This is a genomic window from Pseudanabaenaceae cyanobacterium SKYG29, from assembly GCA_025055675.1.
In the GTDB taxonomy this organism is placed as follows: domain Bacteria; phylum Cyanobacteriota; class Cyanobacteriia; order Pseudanabaenales; family Pseudanabaenaceae; genus M5B4.
In genome coordinates, this window is record JANWWT010000001.1 from 879283 (window position 1) to 904664 (window position 25382).

Annotated in this window: 17 protein-coding genes; 10 read left to right on the top strand and 7 right to left on the bottom strand. The window is 46.6% G+C overall.

The features are described 5' to 3' along the window. Positions 1-5: 5 nt before the first annotated feature. The 3 genes from NZM01_04205 to NZM01_04215 are packed head-to-tail and all read right to left on the bottom strand — an operon-like array spanning position 6 to position 1652. Positions 6-581, bottom strand: coding sequence for a COP23 domain-containing protein (locus tag NZM01_04205; protein ID MCS6959230.1), 576 nt, complete (start codon positions 579-581; stop codon positions 6-8). Positions 582-586: 5 nt separating this feature from the next. Further along, positions 587-1081, bottom strand: a complete 495-nt coding sequence (locus NZM01_04210; GenBank protein ID MCS6959231.1) for a COP23 domain-containing protein — start codon at positions 1079-1081, stop codon at positions 587-589. A gap of 10 nt (positions 1082-1091) precedes the next feature. After that, positions 1092-1652, bottom strand: coding sequence for a COP23 domain-containing protein (locus NZM01_04215; GenBank protein MCS6959232.1), 561 nt, complete (start codon positions 1650-1652; stop codon positions 1092-1094). A gap of 401 nt (positions 1653-2053) precedes the next feature. Here NZM01_04215 and NZM01_04220 point away from each other — a divergent pair, with 401 nt between their 5' ends. Further along, positions 2054-2821 carry an isoprenyl transferase gene (locus NZM01_04220; protein ID MCS6959233.1) on the top strand — a complete coding sequence of 256 codons (768 nt, stop codon included), beginning with the start codon at positions 2054-2056 and terminating at the stop codon, positions 2819-2821. Here the strand turns inward: NZM01_04220 and cbiT are convergent. Both cbiT and NZM01_04230 read right to left on the bottom strand, forming a co-directional pair. Beyond that, the gene (gene cbiT, locus NZM01_04225) at positions 2818-3411 is read right to left on the bottom strand and encodes a precorrin-6Y C5,15-methyltransferase subunit CbiT (protein ID MCS6959234.1); all 594 of its coding nucleotides are present in this window, start codon (positions 3409-3411) and stop codon (positions 2818-2820) included. The two genes, NZM01_04220 and cbiT, sit on opposite strands and share 4 nt — an antisense overlap. Before the next feature lie 157 nt (positions 3412-3568). Beyond that, the gene (locus NZM01_04230; GenBank protein ID MCS6959235.1) at positions 3569-4378 is read right to left on the bottom strand and encodes a radical SAM protein; all 810 of its coding nucleotides are present in this window, start codon (positions 4376-4378) and stop codon (positions 3569-3571) included. A 590-nt stretch (positions 4379-4968) separates the two neighbouring features. Between NZM01_04230 and chrA the strand changes: the two genes are divergently transcribed. Continuing rightward, the gene (gene chrA, locus NZM01_04235; protein ID MCS6959236.1) at positions 4969-6183 is read left to right on the top strand and encodes a chromate efflux transporter; all 1215 of its coding nucleotides are present in this window, start codon (positions 4969-4971) and stop codon (positions 6181-6183) included. A gap of 150 nt (positions 6184-6333) precedes the next feature. On the opposite strand, the gene acs is transcribed toward chrA, so the two are convergent. Beyond that, positions 6334-8295 (bottom strand): acetate--CoA ligase, encoded by a 1962-nt coding sequence (gene acs / locus NZM01_04240; protein MCS6959237.1) that lies wholly within the window; start codon positions 8293-8295, stop codon positions 6334-6336. Between the two features lie 160 nt (positions 8296-8455). Between acs and NZM01_04245 the strand changes: the two genes are divergently transcribed. From NZM01_04245 to NZM01_04255, 3 genes are read left to right on the top strand one after another with little or no spacing between them, the layout of a single operon-like run. After that, entirely contained in the window at positions 8456-8953 is a 498-nt protein-coding gene (locus tag NZM01_04245; protein ID MCS6959238.1) for a hypothetical protein, read from the top strand. Continuing rightward, positions 8950-10503, top strand: coding sequence for an AAA family ATPase (locus NZM01_04250; GenBank protein ID MCS6959239.1), 1554 nt, complete (start codon positions 8950-8952; stop codon positions 10501-10503). The genes NZM01_04245 and NZM01_04250 overlap by 4 nt, the downstream gene beginning before the upstream one ends. A 34-nt stretch (positions 10504-10537) precedes the next feature. Further along, on the top strand, positions 10538-11542 hold the full coding sequence (locus tag NZM01_04255) for a L,D-transpeptidase family protein (protein ID MCS6959240.1): 1005 nt from the start codon (positions 10538-10540) through the stop codon (positions 11540-11542). Positions 11543-12073: 531 nt separating this feature from the next. On the opposite strand, the gene NZM01_04260 is transcribed toward NZM01_04255, so the two are convergent. After that, on the bottom strand, positions 12074-12364 hold the full coding sequence (locus NZM01_04260; GenBank protein ID MCS6959241.1) for a GIY-YIG nuclease family protein: 291 nt from the start codon (positions 12362-12364) through the stop codon (positions 12074-12076). A 562-nt stretch (positions 12365-12926) separates the two neighbouring features. Here NZM01_04260 and NZM01_04265 point away from each other — a divergent pair. From NZM01_04265 to NZM01_04285, 5 genes are all read left to right on the top strand, one after another. Continuing rightward, positions 12927-15677 carry a hypothetical protein gene (locus tag NZM01_04265; protein MCS6959242.1) on the top strand — a complete coding sequence of 917 codons (2751 nt, stop codon included), beginning with the start codon at positions 12927-12929 and terminating at the stop codon, positions 15675-15677. A gap of 76 nt (positions 15678-15753) precedes the next feature. Further along, a complete protein-coding gene (locus NZM01_04270) occupies positions 15754-17040 on the top strand; it encodes a hypothetical protein (GenBank protein MCS6959243.1) in 1287 nt (428 codons plus the stop codon). 92 nt (positions 17041-17132) lie between these two features. Further along, positions 17133-21776, top strand: coding sequence for a tetratricopeptide repeat protein (locus NZM01_04275; protein ID MCS6959244.1), 4644 nt, complete (start codon positions 17133-17135; stop codon positions 21774-21776). Beyond that, positions 21773-22318, top strand: coding sequence for a methyltransferase domain-containing protein (locus NZM01_04280; protein ID MCS6959245.1), 546 nt, complete (start codon positions 21773-21775; stop codon positions 22316-22318). The genes NZM01_04275 and NZM01_04280 overlap by 4 nt, the downstream gene beginning before the upstream one ends. Beyond that, the gene (locus NZM01_04285) at positions 22311-25196 is read left to right on the top strand and encodes an FkbM family methyltransferase (protein MCS6959246.1); all 2886 of its coding nucleotides are present in this window, start codon (positions 22311-22313) and stop codon (positions 25194-25196) included. The genes NZM01_04280 and NZM01_04285 overlap by 8 nt, the downstream gene beginning before the upstream one ends. The last annotated feature ends 186 nt before the right edge of the window (positions 25197-25382 follow it).

Here is a 25382-nt window from a genome sequence, read left to right on the forward strand (position 1 = left end):
TTTTCCTATATACCCTGCGCTGTGTCACCACTACTGAGTATATCTTCAACCGCATCTCCTAAGAGAGCATAATCTTGCCCAGCACTCTGTTGCACTCGATTCCCCGTACCCGTGAGACTAAATTGCACGATCGTTTGCAAAATCTCTCTCTCTTTGCCAATGTCCTCAGGGCGTAAGGTAAACAGTAGGTTTCTTTCATTGCAGGCGTTTACAGGAGTACTAGCATCGATATAGCAAATCACTCGCCGCCCCTTCACGGAACCATAGGTCAATTGCAGATTGCGTAACTTGCCCCCTGACGCTGCTACTGCCCTGGTGAGACGCTGACTGACTTCCTGGCAGCGCCGTTGGGGTGTCCATTCTCCTCCCAACGTAGTAGTCCATTCAATCATCGGTGGCGTTACCCGATCGCCCCGCCGCGCGATCGTGGCGTATTTGCCATTGAAGGGGACACACTCAAATACTGTCACTGTGGCATTGGATGGGGGTTGGGGTTTGGGCTTAGTGCCTTTGATAGGGTCTTGGGCAGAGAGTTGCCCCGCTACAGTCAACAGGAGAATAGCTACTGTTAGCTTGTCCATAGGTTTTATCTCCCTGATAATTGGTTTTCCACTGCTTCCCCCAGGGGGGCATAGAATTGGGGAGCGCTCTGGACTACCGCCGTGCCGCTGCCTCTGACCCCAAAACTGACTAACTGTTCCAGGATGGCTTGCTCCCGTCCCCGATCGCTGGGTTTGAGGGTAAACAGCAGATTCTTATTGTTGCAGGCACCCTCGGTAGAGTTGACATAGCAGATCACAGATTGCTGATTGACACTGCCGTAGGTGAGAAACAGGTTGCGAAAACTACCACCCTGGCTGGCAACTGCCTCCGTCAAGCGCTGACTCACCACCCGACACCGCTCCCAGGCACTCCATAGACCCAAGTCCGTGCGCCAGATAATCATGGGGGGAGTAACCCGACTACCGCGGCGAGCGATCGTAGCAAAATTCTCTCCCGATCGGATACAGCTAAATGTAGTCACAGGGGGTTGTTTTACCCCTGTAGTCATTGCCACCAGCAGAGCCAGTGTGGGCATCATTCCTGTTCACCTAGATACCAGAAGAAGTAGAGGTGCTGGCTGCAGTAGTTTCTAGCATTTTCTCCGCTTCTTCCCCAAAGGCAGCATAGAATTGTTCCCCACTCTGTTGTACGGCACTGCCCGTACCTGTGACGCTAAAGCTGACCATCTGTTCCAGAATTTTCTTTTCATTGCCTTTGTCCTGGGGACGGAGGGTAAACAGCATGTTACGGCGATTGCAAGCCCCATTCTTGTCAGGTACATGGCAAATCACAGGTTCCCCATCCACACGCCCGTAGGTGAGGTAGAGATTGCTCAATTTACCGTTGTTTTGCGCTACTACTTCCGTCAACCGATCGCTGACCACCTTGCACCGTTCCTGGGGGGTAAACCTACCGAGGGTTGTCCGCCAGAGAATCATGGGCGGAGTCTGACGATTACCCCTGCGTGCCACTGTCGCAAAGACATTTTCTTCCTTGGCATTGCTTGACTGTACCTTGGTAGAAATACAATGGAAAGTAGTAACAGTTTGTGCTTGGGCATTGAGAGTACTAATTGTCAATGCAGCTACAGCTAGACTAGCCCATTTCATAACTTGCCCTCCTAAAACTCTACTCTCCTATATCTTAGCTATTACCACCTGAGAATTATGTGACTTTTACTGTTTACAACAAGTGATCTGGATCAAGTAGTCTCTACAGTGGCAGGGGGAAACCTAAAATCTAAATTACCGACCCTTTGACACGACTCTTGCTCAAAGCCTGGCAACCAGGAAAACCCCTCATAGATAACTTGGCAAATACGCTGCTATTCCATGGAAAAATTTTGTGATTGTCATCTGGCAGTGGGCAACACTTGGTACAATAATTTACAAACCCGAGGGTGCTGGTCTACAAATCTTGTTAGAATTGTTGCGGGTGGGGGGAAGAAAAATTCTGGTTGTTGCTGCGGTAGTTCTGGTAAATTAGCAATTTAATCTCATCCCAAAGCACTATGGCACCTGAATTTACGCCTTTACCTACTTACAAGAAGTTTGCTACTTTACCTACTAATCTCGACCCTGCTAAGCTCCCCCGTCATGTGGCGGTAATCATGGACGGCAATGGCAGATGGGCAAGGCAACGGGGGTTACCCAGAGTGATGGGACATAGACAGGGAACGGAAACACTAAAGGAGTTACTGCGCTGTTGTAAAGATTGGGGAATTCCTGCCCTGACGGTCTATGCTTTTTCTACCGAGAATTGGCAACGCCCTAAAGAAGAAGTCAATTTTTTAATGCTCCTGTTTGAACATGTTCTAGGGCAGGAATTGGCAGAGTTGATGCGGGAAGATGTCCGCCTGCAATTCATCGGTAACTTGGCAGATTTGCCTACTTCTTTGTCCGAACAAATCCAACGATCGATGACTTTGACGCAAAACAATAGGGGAGTGGTTTTTACGGTAGCGACTAACTATGGGGGCAGACAGGAGATTGTCCAGGCTTGTCAGAGGATTGCTATGGAAGTGCAGTGTGGGCATTTTAGTGTCGATCAGATCACAGCGGAACTGCTAGAAAGGTACCTCTATACCAGTGGTTTACCTGACCCTGACCTACTCATTCGTACGAGCGGAGAAATGCGGGTTAGTAATTTTCTCCTGTGGCAATTAGCCTACAGTGAAATCTATGTCACTCCTACTCTGTGGCCGGATTTCGATCGGGAGGAATTCTATCGCGCTCTCCTAGCCTATCAACAACGGGAAAGACGCTTTGGTAAGATTTAAGCAGGCTTTTCCCCACTCAAAATAAACAGGGGATTAGTAGCAGCAAATAACTGTTGCTTCCCCCGCACTTCTAAACGGTTGATGCCCGATTGGACGGCTTCTAGGTTTTTGATGGGAATTTGATTGAAAGTATGCCAGGTTTGATAGAGGTCTTGCAAAGTGGAAGCTACCACCACTAAACGACCCGAGGGCACAAGTTTTTCCCAAGCAGTGAGAATAATCCGATCGAGGGGTTGTCCGCCTTCAACGCAAATCCGATCGGGGAGGGGAGTCAGGTCGTGCAAACAGCTGGGGGCAGCCCCCGCCTTGACCAGCACATTTTTCACCTGGAACTTTTGACAGTTTCTCTCCACTAGTCCTACTACCTCTTCATCCCGCTCGATCGCTAACACCTGCCCCTGGGGCATTAGTAACCCTGCTTCCACTGCTATTGTCCCTGTCCCTGCCCCCACATCCCAGAGAATAGATGCCCCTTGCAGTCGCAGTTGGGCAAGAATCAGCACTCGCACTTCTACAGGGCTCAGGGGAATGCCAGGTAAACGTTCAAATTGTTGGTCTGGGATACCAGGGGTGACGTAGTTCCAAGTCATTGGCAATTGCTAGTTGGCTGTCCCGCATTTTTAGAGCAGATTTATCCCCAGGATATTACCATAGATTGCCGTTGTCCCCCAGCACAAGTTAAGGGATTGGTTTGTCAATATCCCCCACTTTGCAGTTAGTCCCAGAGATAATAATGCTATCAGGCAGCTACCTCTCAGGAGGTCTCTCCAATGATTCTGGCATAGTTGCAACAGCATAACTGACCGGTAACTGAGACTGCTCTTTGATAGCATGGGCAAAGTCTTCTAAATATTCCACAGACAAGGGCTTCAGCCATGCGCTGTTTTCTACGGCAGTCAAATTTTCTCGCCCCTGCAGCAGACGACGCAGCGGTTTGGGACGGCGGGGAATGTTGAGATAAACCCGATCGGGGCGCAGTTCTTGTAGACACTCAATATAAATCTGTTTTTCTACCTCTGACCATGCAGATAGGAGCATGGTTTGAATGGTTAACCTGCCCGCAAATTGGGCACGAAATGATAATAGACTCTGCCAAAATATTTGTCCATCCCAAGCAAAGCCAGGACGATTAACCCGCTTGACTCCCTCAGGGGTAACAGCATCCAACTTGACCGAGACTTCATCGGCCAGGCATAAATCCGATCGGACACTCTCCGAATCCAACAGCGTACCATTAGTCAAGACAACGATCGGTACAATTGTTTTTGCCTTCACCTGGGCAATGATTTCCCCTAAATTGAGGGCAAGGGTAGGCTCCCCACTGCCGCTCAGGGTAATTACGTCCAGGTCTTTTTCTAGTTTTTGGTCAAGGGCAGCCAGAATTGCACCGGTAGGAATAAAAGTCTGACGCTGGGAAGACAACCGCTCTATCTGTCCCAATTGGCAGTAAACACAGTTAAAGGAACAAGTAGAGACAAGCCCAATAGGATCGATACCTAAGGAATGTCCGTAGCGCCAAGATTGTACAGGACCATAGACAGGACTAAATTCACTCATTTTTCCCCTAGTGTCTTTTCTGATTCAGGAATAATTCTGTCAATCCCCTAGAAAATTGTAGGGTGTGTCTTGGAGGTATCTGGTTTGCCCAAAACTCGGTTGGCTGTCTTTTATCCTACGCCAGACTGAACACACTCCTTTCATCTTTGGATGTGGGTAGTAAATGCGACTGTTCCCCTCTCTGGGATAGGTAATTGTAGGGGCTTGGACAAGTTAGCTAGGATTAACCCTCTCATGGCGCTGATTTCCCCTTAACAAGCAGTGACTTATGCAATTCCGATAATTGCTCAAAATCAGGGTGAGGGGGCATTTTTTTAACAGAAATTGGCATAACTTTACATTGAGATAACTACTGGCAGAGGGTCAGGCAGGCATAGGCAACTTTCCCCACTGGGGTAATCCGCAAACTAGAGGTATTTTGACAAACCAGCACCATAGAGACATAGCTAAACAATTCTTTAACCAAGGCTCCGTCGGGAATCCTATCTTAGTTAAGCTTTGGATAATCGTCATCCCTAGGTAGCATTTGCCATATTGCTAACTGATGACAAAGGAGGCTAATGTTTTCCTGCAAGCATGAGAGGGGGAAGATGAAAGAAGAGGAAGAAATAGCACCAGAGCCAGAGAATCCTAGTTTGGTGGAGATGACCTGGTTGTTTTTGCAGCTGGGTTCCATCGGGTTTGGTGGTGGCATTGCCATGATTGCCTTGATGGAGGAGGAATTTGTCAAACGGCGGCATTATATAGATAAAGAAGAGTTTTTACATGGGGTAGCTCTTAGTCAGATTTTGGGGTCTTTCCCTGTTAATACAGCTTTATTTGTTGGTTATCACCTGCACGGATTTCTAGGAGGCTTGTTGGGCAGTACCGTTTTTCTCTTTCCTTCCTTTGCCGCTGTGATTTTACTGTCTTGGTTATATTTCACCTACAGTAAGATTCCTTCCCTGCAGAGTGTTTTAGATGGTCTAGCCCCTGTGGTAATTGGGGTGATTTTAACCGCTGCCTGGTCGATGGGACAAAAAGCGATCGGGTCTTACGTGGCTGTCGGTATCGTCCTTGGGGGCTGTATTGGCACTTTGATCAAGATCAGTCCTGTTATCATCCTAGGCGTGGGGGGAATTATTGGCTTATTGTTAAAAATGACTCCCCGCAAACCACAACAAAAACAGCCCCAGGCAGTGATTGCTTTGCCCTTGGCAATGGAAGTTTTACCCCACAAAGTTGCCCAATTGACGGAGCCTGCTAGTCAACCTGCTGCTGTTAACTTAGCTACCTTGGGATGGACTTTCCTTAAAGTAGGTTTTGTCTTTTTTGGTGGGGGGGTTGTGTTAATTCCTGTCTTGAAACAATTGTTGATTGATAATTTGCACTGGCTGACCCCAAAGGAATTTATTGACGGGGTAGCAATCAGTCAGTTGACACCGGGTCCCATCGCTGTCATTGCCACTTTTGCCGGCTTTAGAATGGGGGGATTAGCAGGGGCAATTGTGGCAACGGTGGGTTTATTTTTGCCCTCGATCGTGTTGATGTTCTTTCTGGCTATGTACTACCAAAAAATCAAACACCTGCAACCTGTCAAGCATTTTCTTTCTGGAGTCAACCCTGCTGTAGTGGGGATGGTGGTTTCCGCTGCCATTAACCTAGCCCCCTCTGTGTTTCCCCTTGATCAACCAGTAAAAATTACCGTCAATGCCATCTTGTTAGCCATCTCTTTATTGGTTATTGGCAAGTTAAAATGGCATCCTGCCATCGGATTAGCGATCGGGGCAGCTGTTGGTGTTGTGTTGACATACTCCCAGCCCTAAAGGTCTGGGATTCTTGACACCTCAATGGGGATTTCTCCCCTCTGTGTCCGTTTTAACGTCAGGCAATGCCCCATCCCGACGGCTTCAATATTGCGCGAATAACCGTTATACTCCGTTGTCCTGTATTTATACGGGTTTTCGGTACTCAAGTCATACCCCCTCCCGCAGTCGGTCTAAAACCGATCGGTCTTCCAAGGTGGAAGTATCACTAGTAATTTCCTGTTTGGCAGCTAAACTGCGCAGCAGCCGGCGCATAATTTTCCCCGATCGGGTCTTAGGCAGAGCATCAGTAAAGCGAATTTCCGCCGGGCGGGCAATTGCCCCGATTTCTTTGGCGACGTGTTGTTTTAGCTCCTGGGCTAATTCTTCCGACCCCGTCTGCAAGCCCTCCAAAATGACAAAGGCACAGATTTCTTCCCCCTTGATTTCATCAGGACGACCGACCACCGCCGCTTCTGCCACCGCAGGATGGGATACCAAAGCAGATTCAATCTCCATCGTCCCCAGGCGATGACCCGCTACATTGATCACATCATCTACCCTGCCCATCACCCAGAAGTAGCCGTCCCTGTCCTTGCGTGCCCCATCCCCGGCGAAATAAAAATACTGCCCATCTTTGGGGGGAATATGCTCCCAGTAGCTGCGGCGGAACCGATCGGGGTCGTTGTAGACTGTGCGCATCATGGAGGGCCAAGGATGTTTAATGACTAGGTACCCCCCTTCATTCTCCCCGACGGGATTGCCCTCTAAATCCACCACATCCGCTATGATACCTGGGAAAGGCAGTGTCGCAGAGCCAGGCTTAGTGGGAATCGCCCCCGGCAGAGCACTGATCATAATTCCCCCTGTTTCCGTCTGCCACCAGGTGTCCACGATCGGGCAACGCTCCTGCCCAATAATGCGGTAGTACCACATCCAGGCTGCAGGATTAATTGGTTCTCCGACAGTACCCAGTAGGCGCAGAGAAGAAAGGTCACGGGATTTAGGCAAATGCTCCCCCTGCTTAATGAACGATCGGATAGCAGTTGGGGCGGTGTAGAAGATAGTGACCCCATACTTTTCAATAATTTCCCACATACAGCCAGGATTAGAGGGACGGGGTGCTCCTTCGTAGATGAGAACAGTAGCCCCATTGGACAGAGGACCATAGACAATATAGCTGTGCCCCGTAATCCAGCCTACATCAGCAGTACACCAGTAAACATCGGTATCCTGGAGGTCAAAAATCCACTTAGTAGTGATGTGAGTGTAGAGGTTGTAGCCCCCCGTGGTATGGACAACTCCCTTGGGCTTACCCGTACTGCCACTGGTATAGAGAATAAAGAGAATATCCTCGGCATCCATGGGTTCTGCAGGGCAATGGGGACTAGCAGACTGCTTGAGGTCATGCCACCAGTGGTCTCGCCCTGGCTCCATGTGAATTTTTTGCCCTGTCCTCTGCACAACTAGCACATTTTCCACGGTGGGCACTTGGGGTAAAGCAGCATCCACCTGGTCTTTCAATGGCACGATCGCATCTTTGCGCCACCCCCCGTCCGCTGTCACCACCAATTTCGCCTTACCGTCATTTAGTCTTTCCCGCAAGGCCTCTCCGCTAAAGCCGCCGAATACCACTGTATGGGGAGCACCAATGCGGGCGCAGGCAAGCATGGCAATCACTGCCTCCGGGATCATGGGCAGATAAATCCCCACTACATCCCCTTTCCTCACCCCTAGTTCCTTGAGGACATTGGCAAACAGACACACTTCGCGGTGGAGTTGAGCGTAGGTATAGGTGCGACTATCCCCCGGTTCTCCCTCCCAAACCAGCGCTGCCTTGTGCCGCCGCCAGGTAGACAAGTGCCGATCGAGACAGTTATAGGAAATGTTGAGTTTACCCCCGGCAAACCATTGCACCTGAGGCGGTTGCCAGATAAGAGGAGTATGCCACCGATCGAACCAATGCAGTTCTTGGCTAGCTAGCTCTTCCCAAAACGCAGCGGGGTTAGCCTGAGCACGGGCATATAGCTCCTGGTATTCCGCCATGCTTTTAATGCGAGCCCCCTGGGAGAACTGGGCGGGAGGGGGAAATAAACGTTGTTCCTGCAAAACAGACTCGATCGGGGCTGCCATAGACACACGTGATAGTGATAACACACCCGCCGAGAAGGGGGGTACCCATCGCCCCGTGCCCTATCCTGGCGGTAATTTGGTATACTGTATCAATGTAGCACAAACACTTTCTAAAGGAAGAAGTGTTAAACCCAATTTATCAATCCCTAGGATGAGTCCTATGTTCACAGTCGGTGCAACGGTGCGGGGTGGTTCCACTTCCCCTTTAGCAGCAGAATTGAGTGCTCAAGTGCGTCCTCTGCCCGTAGTTAGTGCGAGTGCCAGTGTCCAGGTCACAACCCAGGGGGATAGCAGTGCTACCTTGACGGCGGATACAGGTTTACCGGGGGTAGGAAGGGTGGGCGGTGGTTTTAATTTTCGGGGCTTGCAGCTGCAAAATTCCTTTATATTCGGTCGCCTTTCCCCCCTGGAGTTTTTTACTCTGCAGGCAAAGTTACTCCTAGGATTAGAAGCTCCTACCCTAGTTTTGGCAGGGGCAATTACTCCCCTAGGGTTTATCAGTGATGCTGTTAGTTTGGGAACAACCTTAACGATTTCCAGCCAGGATTTCCGTCCCACCGTGAGTGTGTTTGGGCGCATTGCGGGGGTTGACTTTATCTACACTGATGGTAGCAAACCAGATATAAATGTAGGCATATCGATCGTTTTCGGTGTATGAGCCTCCCCCCCCTAGTGCAGGCAATGTTACAGCCTGATTTTTATGACCACCCCGTGACAGCGGTAGAGCTAGTACAAACCCATATTTCCTATGTATTTCTTACAGGGGAATACGCCTACAAAGTTAAAAAACCAGTTAATTTTGGTTTCTTAGATTTTTCTACCCTGGAGAAACGCCATTTTTTTTGTCAGGAGGAATTACGGCTCAATGCTCGCCTTGCCCCCGATTTGTACCTAGGGGTATCGCCGATTTACCAGGCAGGAAATAGTTATTCTTTCGCGGCTAAGGGCACGCCCCCTGTAGAGTATGCAGTCAAAATGCGTCAATTTCCCCAAGAGAATTTGCTGATCAATGTGTTTGCCCAGGGGAAACTTACTTACAATCATGTGACAATGATTGCCCAGCAGCTAGCCCAATTTCACCGCCAGGCAGCCACGGGGGAATACATCAACCAATTTGGCACCGCCCAAGCCCTAGCGCAAGTGGCTAATGATAACTATGAATATACTAGAACCTACATTGGCAGAGGACAAACCCAAGCTCAATTTGAGGCTACCAAAAAGTTTACTGATGAGTTTTTCCAGGAAAATCAAAAAATATTCCAGCAGAGAATTGAAGGTGGGAAAATTAGGGAATGCCACGGCGATCTGCACCTTAAAAATATTTGTCTATGGCAAGACCGCATTCAAATTTTTGACTGCATAGAATTTAACGAATCCTTCCGCAATACAGATGTGCTCTACGATGTGGCTTTCCTGTTCATGGATTTAGAGTTTCGCGGACGATCGGATTTAGCCAATCGCTTTTTGAATATCTATTTAGAAGAGACCAATGACTATGAGGGTCTGCCTTTGTTTCCCCTGTTTTGTAGTCTGCGGGCTTATATTCGTGCCAAGGTAACTTCTTTTCTCTTGGATGACCCCAGTGTACCAGGGGCACAAAAAGAGCAAGCCCAAAGGGAAGCTGCTGCCTACTACAAACTTGCCCATGATTACACCCAGCTTGGTAGGCAAAAATCCCCCCTCGTAATTCTCATGTGTGGGTTGTCAGGAACAGGCAAAACTACAGTGGCACGGGAATTGGCAGGGCGCTTGGGGGCGATTCATATCCGATCGGATGCGGTGCGCAAACACCTGGGGGGGATAGATTTACGGGTGCGGGGAGATAGTAGCCTTTACACAGGGGAGATGACCCACAGGACTTATAGTCGTTTATTAGAATTAGCTCAGCTACTAACAGGGGTAGGGTTTGCGGTGATTTTGGATGCCAAATACGATCGTGTAGAATTACGGCAGCAGGTGCAGACTCAGTTGCGGGGAGTACCTATCAAAATCGTTCACTGTGTAGCTGACTGGGATGTAATGGTGCAAAGACTAGAACAGAGGGCACTGGAAAAAACCGATATTGCTGATGCCACAGTGGATTTACTTGCCCAGCAACAAAGGGAGTTTGAAACTTTTTTAGCAGAGGAGATGCACCAAGTTATTCCTGTCCATACTGATAATGATGTTGATTACCAAAGGTTGACGGCAGCCGTTCTGACTAACTAGTGTTAGACTGGGGCAGGTGGTTTAGACAAAAGCAATGGCAAGAATTGCTACCTTTCTGACTTTGCTATTTCTATCTCTACCCGTTTATTCCCAGCCTTGGACACAGCCCTATCAAACTGGTTTAACCCAATACCGTACAGTCAATATACCGCGACCAAAGGGGACCATCACCCGTGCAGAATACGCCATCCTCATCGAGAGAACCTTTCTTATTCTGCCCAAAGTCCGTCATAGTCGGCAGTTCGTTGATTTACCTCTTTCCCACTGGGCTTATCGCCCTTTGCTCAATGCCTACGAAGCAGGTTTTTTCACAGGCAACGATGACCGCATTTTCCCCGATCGTCCTCTGACTCGCTTGGAAGTAATGGTCTCCCTTGCCAATGGCTTGCAAATACCTCTACTAGACTCCCGTACTGATCGGTTACGCTTCCTGCGGTCTTTGTATACTGATGCAGAACGTCTGCCTCCCCATGCCATTGATCCCCTGGCTGCCTTGGCGCAACACAAAGTTTGGTTAGCTACTCCTGATAACCCCTACTCTTTAGCAGCCGATCGCCATATCACAGGGGGAGAAGTGGCAGTCCTACTCTACGAAGTATTGGCAGCGCAAAAACAAGTCCCACCTATATCCCGCCGAGCATTGCCCAAAGTTACCCGCCTAGAAGTGAGCCTCTCCCGCCGCCAAGTGACTGCTTTCCAAGGCAATACCAAGTTCAAAACCTACCCCATCGCTGTAGGCAGAGCGGGCTGGGAAACCCCCCAAGGCACCTTCAAAGTGCAACAAATGATTGCCAAACCCGCCTGGAAAAATCCCTTTACGGGGGACGTGATCAAATCCGGTGACCCCGATAACCCCCTAGGGGAATACTGGATTGGCTTCTGGACAAATGGCAAAGACTGGTCAGGATTTCATGGTACACCCCATCGCCATAGTGTCGGTCAGGCGATCTCCCATGGTTGCCTGCGCATGTACAATGAACACATCAAGGAACTGTTTAGTTTGATTTCCGCCGACACGATCGTGAAGGTTACAAATTAGGGGACTGAGTGTCTAAAATTCCCACTAAAAATTTGGGGCAACTTGGTTAATCTTGTATTTGTGATCTGACCTCTGCTAAAGCAACTTACCCCGATCGGTAAGACCTTGCCGAATTAGAAGAAATACTTTGTCAAACCCTCCCTTTTACTTTTAGCTAGACGATCGAGTTATGGTCCTCTGTCGCAGGGAACAAACAATTGTTTGACCATAGCATACCACCCTCTGTTGTTACCTTAAGGGGATAGGGAGTCTCGACGTGCCGTTCTTGAATTCTAAGCTTGCCGATGAGGGCTGAGCTTGCCGATGAGGGCTGAGCTTGCCGATGAGGGCTGAGCTTGCCGATGAGGGCTGAGCTTGCCGATGAGGGCTGAGCTTGCCGAAGCCCGACTTACACAAAACGCTCCCTTCGACAGGCTCCCTTCGACAGGCTCCCTTCGACAGGCTCCCTTCGACAGGCTCCCTTCGACAGGCTCAGGGAGCAGGTAGGGATAGGCTCGGGAGGCATACTACCTTTGTTTATGGTTTTCCTTACTACCTATCTGAATCGGCTTGATTAGCTCTAGACTTTGACAGGCTTTTTAACAGATTTAAGTCGTTTTTAATAAGTGCTTCCTTCTTTCTATGGCTCCAACCCTGCACCTGTTTTTCTCGTCGGTAAGCGTCAGCAACCCGATCGTAATATTCGCAATACACCAACTTTACTGGTAACCTTTTGGCTGTGTAATTTGCTCCTTCTCCCCTTTGGTGTTGGGCTAGTCGCCTCTCTAGATCAATCGTACTACCTGTGTAGTAGCTACCGTCACAGCATTCCAAGATGTACATGTGAGGCATATCAATTTCCCAAATCATGTTGTAGTAATCATACTTCTAGCACTTTATGTAGCACTGAGGGCTGAGCTTGTCGCTGTGGGCTGAGCTTGTCGCTGTGGGCTGAGCTTGTCGCTGTGGGCTGAGCTTGTCGCTGTGGGCTGAGCTTGTCGCTGTGGGCTGAGCTTGTCGAAGCCCGACTTACACAAAACGCTCCCTTCGACAGGCTCAGGGAGCAGGTAACCACAGGCTCAGGGAGCAGGTAACCACAGGCTCAGGGAGCAGGTAACCACAGGCTCAGGGAGCAGGTAACCACAGGCTCAGGGAGCAGGTAACTACAGGCTCAGGGAGCAGGTAACTACAGGCTCAGGGAGCAGGTAACCACAGGCTCAGAGAGCAGGTGGGGAGAAACTTAAAAATTGCAGTTTTCGGCAAGGAAAGTTCCGAAAAATATCACTAAAGCCACTGTTTTATGCCTACTGCGGGCTGAAACGCTCTGTTATGGTATATTCCATTAGGCGGCAAGTTATGCCTAGGGCGTTCTTGCTATTTAAGTTAGCTGAGGAGTAAACACACAATGGCATTAGTAATTGGTAAAGATACTGGCGACTTCCTCATTGCTGGGAACGAAGGCGATGAGATCAGAGGTCTAGGGGGTAATGACACTATTATCGGTGGTGAAGGGGTAGACACCCTTAATGGCAATGCAGATCAAGACTTGGTCATCGGTCGGTTCGGTGCCGATCGGGTTTACGGCGGTCAAGGTAACGACACCGTAGTTGCCACTGGTGCTGGCATGATCCTCAACGGTAACAAGGGTGAGGACTTAGTAATTGGTTTTGGCAACTCCACTGTATACGGTGGTCAAGCGAACGATACGATTTACGGGGCAGAAGGGACTGCCAATGGTGACCTGGGTGCTGACCTGATTTATGGTGGTGCGACCATGCTGGGTGGTGCAGACCCGGATGTAGATAGTGGTGTACCTGCAGGCAATGACACCCTAGTTGGCAGCAGCGGTAGCAATACCATGACGGGTGGACGGGGTGATGACCAATTTGTCTTCCAGCCCGCTGTGGTTAGAACTTTCAACCTCACATTTGAGCGTCCTCTGTTTACTAATATCGCTGGCGCCAATCAAGTGACCGTAACCTCTGGTGGCTACGGTGGTACTGACGTAATTACTGACTTCTCTGCTGGTCCTGGCACTGGGGACATTGTTAAGCTGGTTGCTTTGGACTTGGGTTCTACTGTAACGATCGAGCAGGTAGGTGCTAATGTTCGCATCGTAGTTGCTGGTACCACTTCTCCTGATGGTTTGGGGGCAAATGCTGGTACAACGGCAGGTACTCCTGGTGCAGCGGCTCCTACTAACCAATCTGCTGCTCAGACAATCATCATTAACAACGTCAACGTCCTTGACTTCCTAGCAGTTGGCAGCGAAGACTTGGAAGTTAACGGACAGATCATTAACACTGCTACACCTGGTTTGGCAGTACTCAACCCCAACCGCAATGATGCCTTCCGCTTTACTGTAACCTCTCGTCAAGGGCGTAACATTGATCTCTCTCGTACTGGCATCATTGGCACTCGCTTAGATGCTGATTTTGCTCCTGATGGTATTCCTTTCCCCTCTGTAAACAACGACACAATCAACGGTACTGCAGGTAATGATTCCATTGCCGGCTTAGCTGGTAACGATGTGATTACTGCTGGCTCTGGTAATGATTCTGTTCGGGGTGGCACAGGGGATGACACGATTTGGGGTCAAGGAAATAGCGCCCCAGATCCAAACAAAATAGTTGTGACCAGTGACACACGTACTATTACCATCACAGTAACTGACATTCTCTACGGTGATGAAGGTAATGATTCAATCCTAGGTGATGGCCCTGGCTCTTCCAATGAAGGCCCAGACTTCATTGATGGTGGTGCCGGTGACGACTCTCTGTTTGGTAACTCTGACTCAGATACTGTGTTCGGTGGTGCCGGCAATGACTCCATCCAAGGTGGTACTGGTGGTGACTCCCTCTACGGTGGTGCTGGCAATGACACTATCAACGGCGGTCCTTTTGACACCAGCGCTGATACTATCTTTGGTGAAGACGGCAATGACGTACTGTTTGGGGACGGCGGTAACGACTCTATCTATGGGGGTGCTGGCACTGACCTGATATTTGGTGAGGATGACAATGACACCCTACTGGGTGAAGCTGGTAACGATACAATCTACGGTGGTGCAGGCCGTGACTCCATACTTGGCGGTGATGGTGATGATACCCTCGATGGTGAAGGGGATAACGATACCATTCGTGGTGGTGCTGGTAACGATTCCCTGTTTGGCGATCAAAGCAATGATTTGTTAGAGGGCGGTCCTGGTAATGACTCGATCGATGGTGGTACTGAAAACGCCCTCACCTCCTTGGCTACTATCCCCACTAACTTACTCAGCCCTGCTGGTCAGAACAACCTTATTGATGTGCCTGGTGCTGATCCTGCTGTTACGGCTTTCCCCAATGGAGTAATTGGAGACGTAGTCAGTTATGCTGGAAACACAACCGCTGGGGTAACCGTTAGCTTGTTGACTGGCGTTGCTACTAGCGCTGACAGTGGTACTGATGGCATCAAGGATGTTGAGCACGTAGTTGGTTCTAACTTTGCAGATAGCATTACTGGTGATAACTTTGCTAACCTGCTGGTAGGTCTAGCTGGTAATGATGTCATCAGTGGTTTGGCCGGCACTGACTTTATCAGCGGTGGCGACGGTGATGACTCTCTACTCGGCGGCGATGGAGATGACACTATCAATGCTGGTGCTGGTAATGACACTCTGGTAGGTGGAGCAGGTGCAGATGTGCTAACAGGTGGAACTGGCGCCGATCGGTTTGTGTTCCTTGCTCGCACTGAGGGTCCAGACCGCATTACTGACTTCTCTATTGCTGCTGGTGGCGCAGCCATTACAGAGGTTGATTTGATTGTTTTAGACACTAATGGTACATTGCCTGTACCAAATGCGCCCCAAGGATTTGGTGGCACTGCAGGCTTGACTCTGAACCAAGCAGCTACTAACCCGTTCCCCACTGCCGCATTCATTCTAGGGAATGGTAACATTCCAGCAGCAGGTCTCGACATTGGTATCGGCTTCCTCGATCCTAACGGCGTTCCGCTACCTGTATACTTCTACGACCTGCCCTCTGGGAGATTTGGGTTCGATCCAGATGGTGTTGGTCCTCAAACCATCATCGACCTTGCGATCCTCCCAGCGAACTTGGTTCCCGCCACTCCTACGGGGGCAGAAGCATTTGCAAGCGCAGTGGTGTTTGTATAAGTCTATCATTACAGTGGGGGTGTTAAGTCACCCCTATCCATTGGTTTAGTTTGGTGATTCATGAAGGAGAACGGCAATGGCAATTGGAATTTTTACTGGTAATACTCTCCGCATTGTGACAAACAATGCATCTCCCCTAACGGTTCAAGTTGCTCCAGGTTCTGGAGTTTCCGTAATCGATAATCAGACCTTGACAGCTAACGTCATACTTGGTAGTAACGTAAACGCTATCATTCGGGGAACTAGTTCTCCTGACACGCTGGTAGGTGGTCCTGGTAATGATACCTTCTATGGTGGTACTGGCGGTGACCAGATTACAGGTGGAGCAGGTGCAGATGTTTTCTTCTTTACGACTCTTGCTGATGGAGATGATACCCTCCAGGGTTTTCAAGATGGTGGTGCAGGTGGAACAGTCGATCGGATTGGGGCATCCAAGGCAGGTTTACAGATTGCTGCTACTGTTCCTACGGGAGTTTTGGCGGCTACCTTGTTTGCCACATTCCCCTTCAGCGGCATTACTGGTACTGGTACAGCTTCAGTTACTGCGACTTTCTTCTCTGCTTCAACCTTTACTAGAAGCTTGACTGTATCGGAAGTTGGAGCTAACACTCTCTCTACCAGCTTTTCCGCAACTGGGCTAAGTCAGGCAGGTATTGCTACCGTTTCTTCTAGCCAAGTATTGGTAACTACTGGTAGTGTTCCCTTTACCCTAACTGGAACTGGTACATTCACTATCTCTGTTTCCTCTTTTACTTTTAATCTGACTGGTTCAGTAACTGCAACTGGTAGTGGCACTGTGGCAGTGGGAAGTGCTAGTTTTGCTAGTGGTAGTGGCACGTTTTCAGGTAGTTTGTCAAGTCCAACTGGCACTTTTTCTTCTAGTGCTAGTGGTTCATTCCCCTCTGGAACATCTAATGTTACTACCAATTTCAGTGTTACTACTACCGGTACTTTCACAATCTCTGGCACTTTCCCTGGAGCTACCTTGACTGGTTCGGTAACCATTACTATCTCTGGTACCGCTAATGTTGTTAACACTGGTTCTGCTAGCTTCTCAGTATCTACCCCTCTATTTGCTACCTTTAGTACTTCTCAATCTCAAATCATCGCTACAACTTTTGCTCAAAGTGTTTCCGCTAGTGAAGTTGCTGCTAGTACATTTATAGTTACTCAGACTGTGACTGGTACCACGGTTGTGTTTACAGCCAATAACGCTATCTTCTACTACAACAGCGTGGATGGTCAGTTGTTCCTCGATCCCGATGGGTTTGCTGGACCTCTCAATCCTGTTTTGTTGGTACAGTTTAATAATCCGATTCCTCCTTCTCCTGGTTTTGGGGCAGAGGATATCTTTATTGTTTAGTTCTCAACCTAACTTAAGTATTTCTCGCTCCATTCTTGGAGCGATTTTTTCTTTTTTATGCTACAATACCACAAACCTAAGTCTAAATGTATATGGAATACTTGAAGTTAGCGCTTGAGTACATTGCAGCGGCTAAATGGCAAGAAGCACTATCTAACCTGACTAAGGTTATGGGAATAGGGGAGGATAACAATGCTTACTTCAAGATTTTAATGAACCCGCAACTTTACAGCTCTGCTCTAGATTTACTGAGGCAAAGTCGTCGAGAATTGATTACCGCTCTCCTTCAAGCTTCTATATCCGACGTAGAGGAAAACTTTGAAAATTATATTCGTCCATTGCATCAACTAATAGCCCTTGCTGTTCAGCCAATTGATCAGGATCAAATTTTACCAGCGATTGATCAAGAGTTTCTGCATCAATGTGAAAGTATTATTTCGGTGCGACCGGTGGTTGCTCTGTTAGGTATAACTCTGTATCAACCACTGAATCAAAGCTCTGCTTTTCGTAACAGTCAAAATGTGGAATTGCCCCACTGGTTTATTCCCTACTATGCTGTAAGGTTAGTGGGTAAAGACCGCCAATTAGGTCTCGATCGCGCCAGAGAGCTTGTTTTAGCCGATAATGTGCCCGCAGCTTTATCAGCTCTTTGGGGTTGTTTATATCCACTACCTCTTACAACACCCTGTAAAATTGCCTTTGAAGCTTTTGAGTTGCTGTATACAGTTTACATCAAAGCCGAAACAGGAGCAGATGGAGAGACTTGCCACAGAGTGTTACAGATGGTTAGGGATATTCGCAACTTTGTGGTTGAGTATCTGCTACAGCTCTCTAACGACACTCTATCTAAAGTTTTTCCAACAGCAATTGAGCACTACTACACCCATATTCTTCGATTCATCGATTTAAGTCAATGTCGTCTTAGTGACTCTGAAAAGGAAGCAGTCAAGAAATTGCAGAGCGAGTTTTATGCCCAAGGGGAATTAGAGGGGAAGCAAATACAAATCATGCTGGCTCTGGGACTTTATGATTTGCCCCACAGGGTAGTTCCTTTCGTCAGTATCCCTCTAAGTGACTGGTTTATGAACTTCTACTGGAACAAGTTTATCGATCGGTTGTTTCTGTGGTTTAGGGATGATGATGTGGAAGAATATGTTAACTACAAGACCAAAGTATTAACCGTATTTCGTAACTTATTCTTCGCTTCTAGAAATAATCCTCAGTGGCTAAAAATTGCACGGGAGAAATTGTCATCCTGTAATTTCCCACCGATATTGATGGGTGAACAAAATTTAAAGCCATTAATGAGTTTATGGGCGGAAATTACAGAAGAGACCATCAGATTGCAAGGTATTCCTGTTGAGCATTTAATCTCTCCCCGTCAGTCGGACAGAACAAAAATTAGGATTGGAGTAATTGGAGTTTGGCTTAATCGAAATGAAATAACTACAGCCTTTCCGTTCTTTGGTTACTTACCAAGGGAGGAATTTGAGATTTTCTTTTACTTAGTACTTCCTGCTCAACCCGAAGTTTATGAGAGACTCGTCAGTAGAGTAGATAGAGTTACATTACTGGAGGGAGAGCTGTTGGATCGGGTTAGGACTATACGTAGCGATGATCTAGATATTATTTTGATTGCTAGGAATATTGTAGGCACTGGTGATATTACATACCAACTTTGTTGCCATCGCCTAGCTCGTGTTCAGATTGTTCTATCTCAATCTCCCTGTACAACTGGTTGTAAATACGCTGACTACTACTTCTTAGGAGAACTAGATGCGGAGCTAGACATTGCACAAAATTTCTACAAAGAGGAATTAGTAATTTTACCTGGCGCTATTCATAGATTTGCTACTAGAGAGATACCTCCAGCTCCTGCTAGTATTAGTTTTAATCGATCGGATTTAGGTTTCTCCTCTGATGCAATTATCTTTGCTTCTGGGACAGCTTTTGTCAAGTTTACCCCTAAATTGGTCAGAACATGGGCAGAAATTCTTGCTGAAGTTCCTAATAGTTATTTGATTCTTTATCCGTTTGGAGGTAGTTGGTGTGATTTTAATCCTGTTGTTAGTTTTAATGACTTTGTTGTCAGTATTTTGTCTGAATATGGTGTAAATTCCGATCGGGTTTTGATTATAGGCGACAAACTACCTTCCCCTGCTGACTGTGTTGAGTTATTAAAAATCTGTGATATTTACTTAGACTCTTTCCCAATGAGCGGGACCCACAGTATGGCGGATGCGCTTGAAGCTAACATCCCGATCGTGGAGTTAGAAGGCAAACAGCTTCGTACTCGCCAGGGGGCTGCTATTCTGAGGTACTTACAGCTTGATGAAATGGTAACAACAACAGTTGGTGAATACAAAGAGTTAGCTATAAAACTTGCTCAAAGTAAAGAACTACGGCAAGAATGGGGGCAAAAAATTGCCAAGATCATGGCGGATGACCCCTTCTCTCCCCAAAGCCTCACGGAGTATCTAGTGCCTATCTACAAAGAACTTTTACACCGCTGGGACACAGAAGGGTATATCATGCAGTTCAAAGAGGTGGGTGATCAGTGCCTAATCCACGGTGACTTGGCGATGGCGGAGCGTTGCTATAGAAAACTACTGGAACTTAAGCCTGATGAAGCTAGTGTAATCGCTAACTTGGCTACAATTCATGTGTGTGCAGAGCAACTAGAGGTAGCAGAAGCACTTTATAGAAAAGCGATCGAAATTGATCCAAAGCTAGCAAAAGCCTACTGGATGCTGGGAAATCTACTGAAGAAAAAGGGAGAGGTAGAGGAAGCAGAAAAATACAAAGACCAAGCTCTAGAGTTACAGCCAGACTTACTCGGTGCTAAAAATTACCTTGACCTTGGTGCGGTTGAGAGTGGACGGGGGGATTATGAAAAGGCACTCAAATTTCTTAACCGCGCAGTAGAAATGCAGCCCGACAATAAGGTTGTGCTAATGCAGTTAGCTCGGACACTGCTTCAATTAGAACGGCATCAAGAGGCGATTCAAACCCTAGAAAAACTAGTGCAAATACAACCCGATAACCCGGAATTTGAACTGGAGCTAGGTAAAACCTTAGTTGAATTGAACATGGTTGATGAAGGGATTGCACATCTAGAAAAAGCTCTCAAGCTCAGTCCCTATTACGTAGCGGCTCATAGTCAGTTATGCAATGCCTACAATAAACTCGCCAATCACTTTGGTCGTGATGATGCTTGGCTAAAGTGGCGGCAGTCTGCCTGGGAATTCGCTCGCCTATGTAAAGATCGTGCTTTAGTAGAAACAACTATGGCATTAATGAGTGCTCTGCTTCATGCAGGCTTAAATCAGGATGAACGTCTTCTGAACCAGGTTAGGGAATTAGAGGAGCTGATGGAAGATGAAGAGAGAGTAAATAAGCTACCCCCTTCGGAAATTGCCTGGCTTTATACCAGTATTATCTTCAATATGCAGGATATTCGGGATGACAGGCGGTTAAACTGCAACTTGGCGAAGAAAATTGGTAAACTTTACACAGAAAAGATGGTTTTGCCGGCAATCGATCGAGAAGGTTGCAAGCAGAGATTGCAAGTGCGTATAGATAAGCAAAGAGAGAGTAAAACCCTCGATCGCAACCTCACCATAGGTATTGTTTCCCCTTACTTCCGTAGGCATTCGGTAGGATGGTGTAGCTTTGATGCCATCGCAGAACTGGCTACTCTAACCACTGTTAATCTTTATTCCACAGATAAAATAAAAGATAAAGATAGTCGTACGCAACAATTTGAGGCAGTGGCAGCTAAATTTTTTAACCCCTCCACCAAAGCAAGAGCTATTCATGATGTATGTGAAGAGATACTGAAGGATGAAATAGATGTGTTGATTGAACTTGATTCTGTCACAGCTCCCCACCATCTACATTTGCTAAATTCTTATCTTGCCCCTGTGCGGTGTAGCTGGCTGGGCTTTGATGCTCCTTTTACTTCTGAGGAAAATTATTTTATTGGCGATTGGTATACTCATCCTGAAGGTGTAGAAGACTGCTATACCGAAAAACTCGTCCGCATGCCAGACTCCCATATGTCGATCGGTTATCTTGCTCATGTACGTCTCGATCGGGAAGCCATTAGACGTAGCTTGGGAATTAGTGAAGACCAAGTAGTTTACCTGTACACGCCTTCTGCCCGCAAGTTCAATGTAGCGACAGCTAAAGCTCATGTTAGTATTCTCAAGAGAGTAGAGAACTCGATTCTGTACCGCAAAGGGACTGGGGACGTGGCAGCAGTAAGGGCTATCTATCAGAGGGAATGCGAGGAACAAGGAGTTGACCCCAGGCGAGTGCTAGTAGTAGCTAAAACTAGAACAGAAGAAGAGCATAGGGGGATTTATCGTGTGGCAGATGTATTTCTTGACTCCTACCCCTATAACGGTGGCACCCAGAACATGGAAGCCCTCTACGCATGTTTACCAGCTGTTACCCATGTGGGAGATACTGCTTTCGCTAGGATGGGTCTTTCTTTCCTCTCCACACTGGGTATAGAGACAGGGATTGGTTACTCTTGGGAGGAATACATTGAATGGGGTGTCAGGTACGGCACCGATCGGGATTTGCGCCTGTCAGTCCATGAACATCTAAAAAAAGCTAGAGACCCTGATAATCTTTCTCCTCTATGGAATCCGAGGAAGTTTGCCCAAGACCTACTCAAATTAGTCACCGACCTTTACATTAAGGAAGTCTATGGGGAGGCAAAAGTATGAAGCTGCATATTGGAGGGAGAGAAAAACATCCTGACTGGAAAATACTCGATGTTGAGCCAAGACCAGAGGTTGATTTTGTAGCAGATGCCACTAATCTTAGTCAATTTCCTAGTAATAGTTGTGATGCCATCTATGCTAGCCATGTACTTGAACACTTTCACCATGGCATAAGTGGGGAAGTGTTGAATGTGTTAAAAGAGTGGTATAGAGTTCTTAAGCCTGGTGGAATAATTTACCTGAGTGTTCCTGACTTGGATAAGCTTTGCTGGCTTTATACTAGACCGGGTATATCTTTTGAGGAAAAGCTGCGGATAATGGCTATTCTATATGGTACTCAGACGAATATATATGACGTTCACAAAGTAGGCTTTGATTACCAAATTCTTTACTACTACTTGAGTATGGCCGGATTTATAAACATACAACAGGTTGAAAGATTTAACATTTTTAATGATTGCTCTAATTTTTGTATTAGAGGAGAATTAATTAGTCTCAATGTGGTAGCCACTAAGAAACAAGGATGGAGTATAGAATATGTTTGATATCAGGGAGATTCTAGGTTCTAACACTCCTCTAGTCAAGGTTGTTGCAGTTGGTGCTTCTTGGACAGGAGGAGATGAAAGATTTTATACCTTACTTGACCAGAGACTAGCAACTCTAGTAGGTTTTGAGCCAAATAATGAAGAGTATATTAAGCTACAACAGTTAGCAGATGATCGAAACAAAACTTTGGGATTTGAATGCTACAAGTATCTTCCCTACGCGATCGGAGATGGTAAGCTTAGGGCTTTTCATATCTTACAAGATTCCTATAATTCTTCAATTTTAGTACCCAATTATGCTATTCACCATTATATAGAGACTGTGCCTAATGAATTTGCCATCAGAAATGTTGAAACAGTGCAAACAATTAGACTTGATGATATCCAAGATATTACGGATATTGACTATCTTCATCTAGATACTCAAGGGTTCGAGCTAAATATTTTGGAGGGGCTGCGAAAGAAGCTAAAGCAAATTGTCGTTTTACACACTGAAGTTTGCTTCATTGATCTTTATCAAAACCAGCCTTTGTTTGGTGATGTTGACATTTATCTTAGGCAAAATGGGTTTTATTTTCATCACTTGGAAAGGATCAGTGGACGCACTTGTCTACCTTTCAGTTTTGGGGAACTAGGTACTTACAGTCAGCAGGCATGGGCTGATTTTGTTTACGTTCCAGCTTACGATCGGATTTATAGTCTGCCATCACAGAAATTACTCGCCTTAGCAGTGATTGCCCACGCAGCATATAATCACTGGGACTTGGCTGGTCATGCTTTACTAGTCCACGATCGGGTCTTTGGTACTGACTATGCCCCGAAATATAAAGAAAGAGTGTTAGCTGCTATTAAACCTAGAGAACCTGAAGTAAGTCTTAGTGTAGAAGACAAAAAACGGGCAGAGCTTTCTGCTTTTATCAATGATGTAATCCATAACAATCGAGTAGAGCAATATCTAGAGGCTACGGGAAGATTAGCTGAATTTGCTGACCTTTTAGATGTTAGTGATCCAAATCATCAATACGCTTGGGTAAGTTGCTTAGCAGTCAGTATTGTAAATCTATTCTATAAGTGCTCTGTAGCTAAAAATGAAGTTGTGTATGACAGGTTATTGGAAGTGTACCGATCGGTAAGAAAGCGGTCAGCCCAGTTTATTATCAAGCTAGATGACGAATCACTAGTGAATTTGTTTGCCAGTTTTCTAGAACCATTAGTAGATTCTTTGTCATTGTGTCAGCGTAACTACAGGTTTCCACTAGAAGAAGATGAGGAAGGAGCAGTTAAAAAGATGACACAAAGATGCAATCAAATGTTAGAAAATTCGCAACAAAGTGGTGTGATGCAACTTTTATTAGCTTTGCGTCTCTACAAAATGCCCCATCAATTAGAAATTCCTTTCCATCGCTTTAATCTTACAGGATGCTTTCTCAACTACTATGTCTGCACATACCTGAACTACAGTTTTATATTTTCAACTTATCCTAAAGAATATGAGGAATACTACAATCTGATAGAAGCGAGACTAAATATATTTACTAACTGCCTAGATGAAAATAAGGCAGATTGGGTGGCTATTTTACCTAAATTCATCTCTAATTTTTACTATTTCAACCTTTATCTATCTGCCAAAGCATCAACCAATCTACGTTCTAATATATCAAAGTTGGTGATGAGATTGTTGCAGCTGAGTAATCCAAGTACAAACTTGGATCATACTTTTACCACAATAGGAGACAGAAATAGGTACCGAGTTGGAATACTCGTTAATAATACAGGAGGTGCAGACATCAATGCTGGTTTACCTTATATCCAAAATTTAGACGATGATAGGTTTCAAACTTACCTCTACTCCTTCGCGATTCATGATGCTATGCCCCAAGTAGCACACTTACACAGACTTCTCCCCGCAGATCTCAATGAAGCCGTAAGTCTAATCCGATCGGATGATCTTGATTTGTTAATAATTGGAACAAATATTACCTTTAATTTTGGCTATCTTACCAGCACTCTGTCACACTACAGATTAGCAAGGGTACAGATTGCTACACCTTTGTGCCCGATTACTACAGGAATTGCCAATGTTGACTACTTTCTTTCGGGAACATACTCAGAGGCAAACTCGGAGCCTGAAGCATACACAGAGAAACTAGTGACTGTAGATGGCTCAGGACTATGTTTTAGTTCACTTTTTGCCGAAACATCTACTTCTCTTCAATCTTTTTCTAGGGCTGATTTTGGTATTCCGATCGGGGCTACAGTCTACACTTCTGGTGCTAATCCTGTCAAATCTTCTCCTGAGGTTTGTCGAGCATGGATAACTATCCTCAAGAACTGCCCTAATTCATACCTCCTTATCTATCCATTTTATTCAGGGTGGATACTCCTTGAAGGACTAAAAATTTCTTATAAGAGATACTTTTTGGAGTTGGCAAGGCTTCATGGTATTGAAGATAATAGAGTGATTGTATTGCAAGACAGATTCCCTAGTAGAAATGACCTTGTATCTTTCTTGGGTAGTATTACAGATGTCTATTTAGACTCTTTCCCTTTCACAGGAGCTTTTTCCATCCTCGACCCTCTCGATGCAGGAGTTCCAGTTGTTACTCTCAAAGGCAAGTATTTACGTCAAGCTCAGGCTGGGGCCCTGCTACAAGAAATTGATTTGGAAGAATTGGTGACAAGGAGTGTGGAGGACTACATCAGTCTTGCGGTTCGTTTAGGTACAGACAACTCTCTCAGGGAAAGTTATAGGCAGAAAATAAGGACTGCCATGCTTGCCCCACCCTTTAGGAACACAAAACTTTTTGCTCAAAAGTTGAGTAATGTTTACCTACAGCTTGTGGAAGAGTGGCGGCAGAAAAGAAAGGATGTAGGCTAAGCTTATAGCCACTTATGGTTTAGTCTTGTCTTCGTGAGTTACATCTGCTAAAGTTGCGGTTAGTCAGTTGTAGAGGAGAAAGGAGGTTAGGAAGTGGCAAGCAATTCTCCATACCGGTTACAGAAGGTAGACTTTTTCCCCATAGTGTCTCCACTGCTCAATTTTGCATCGAATGTCACTTCTCAG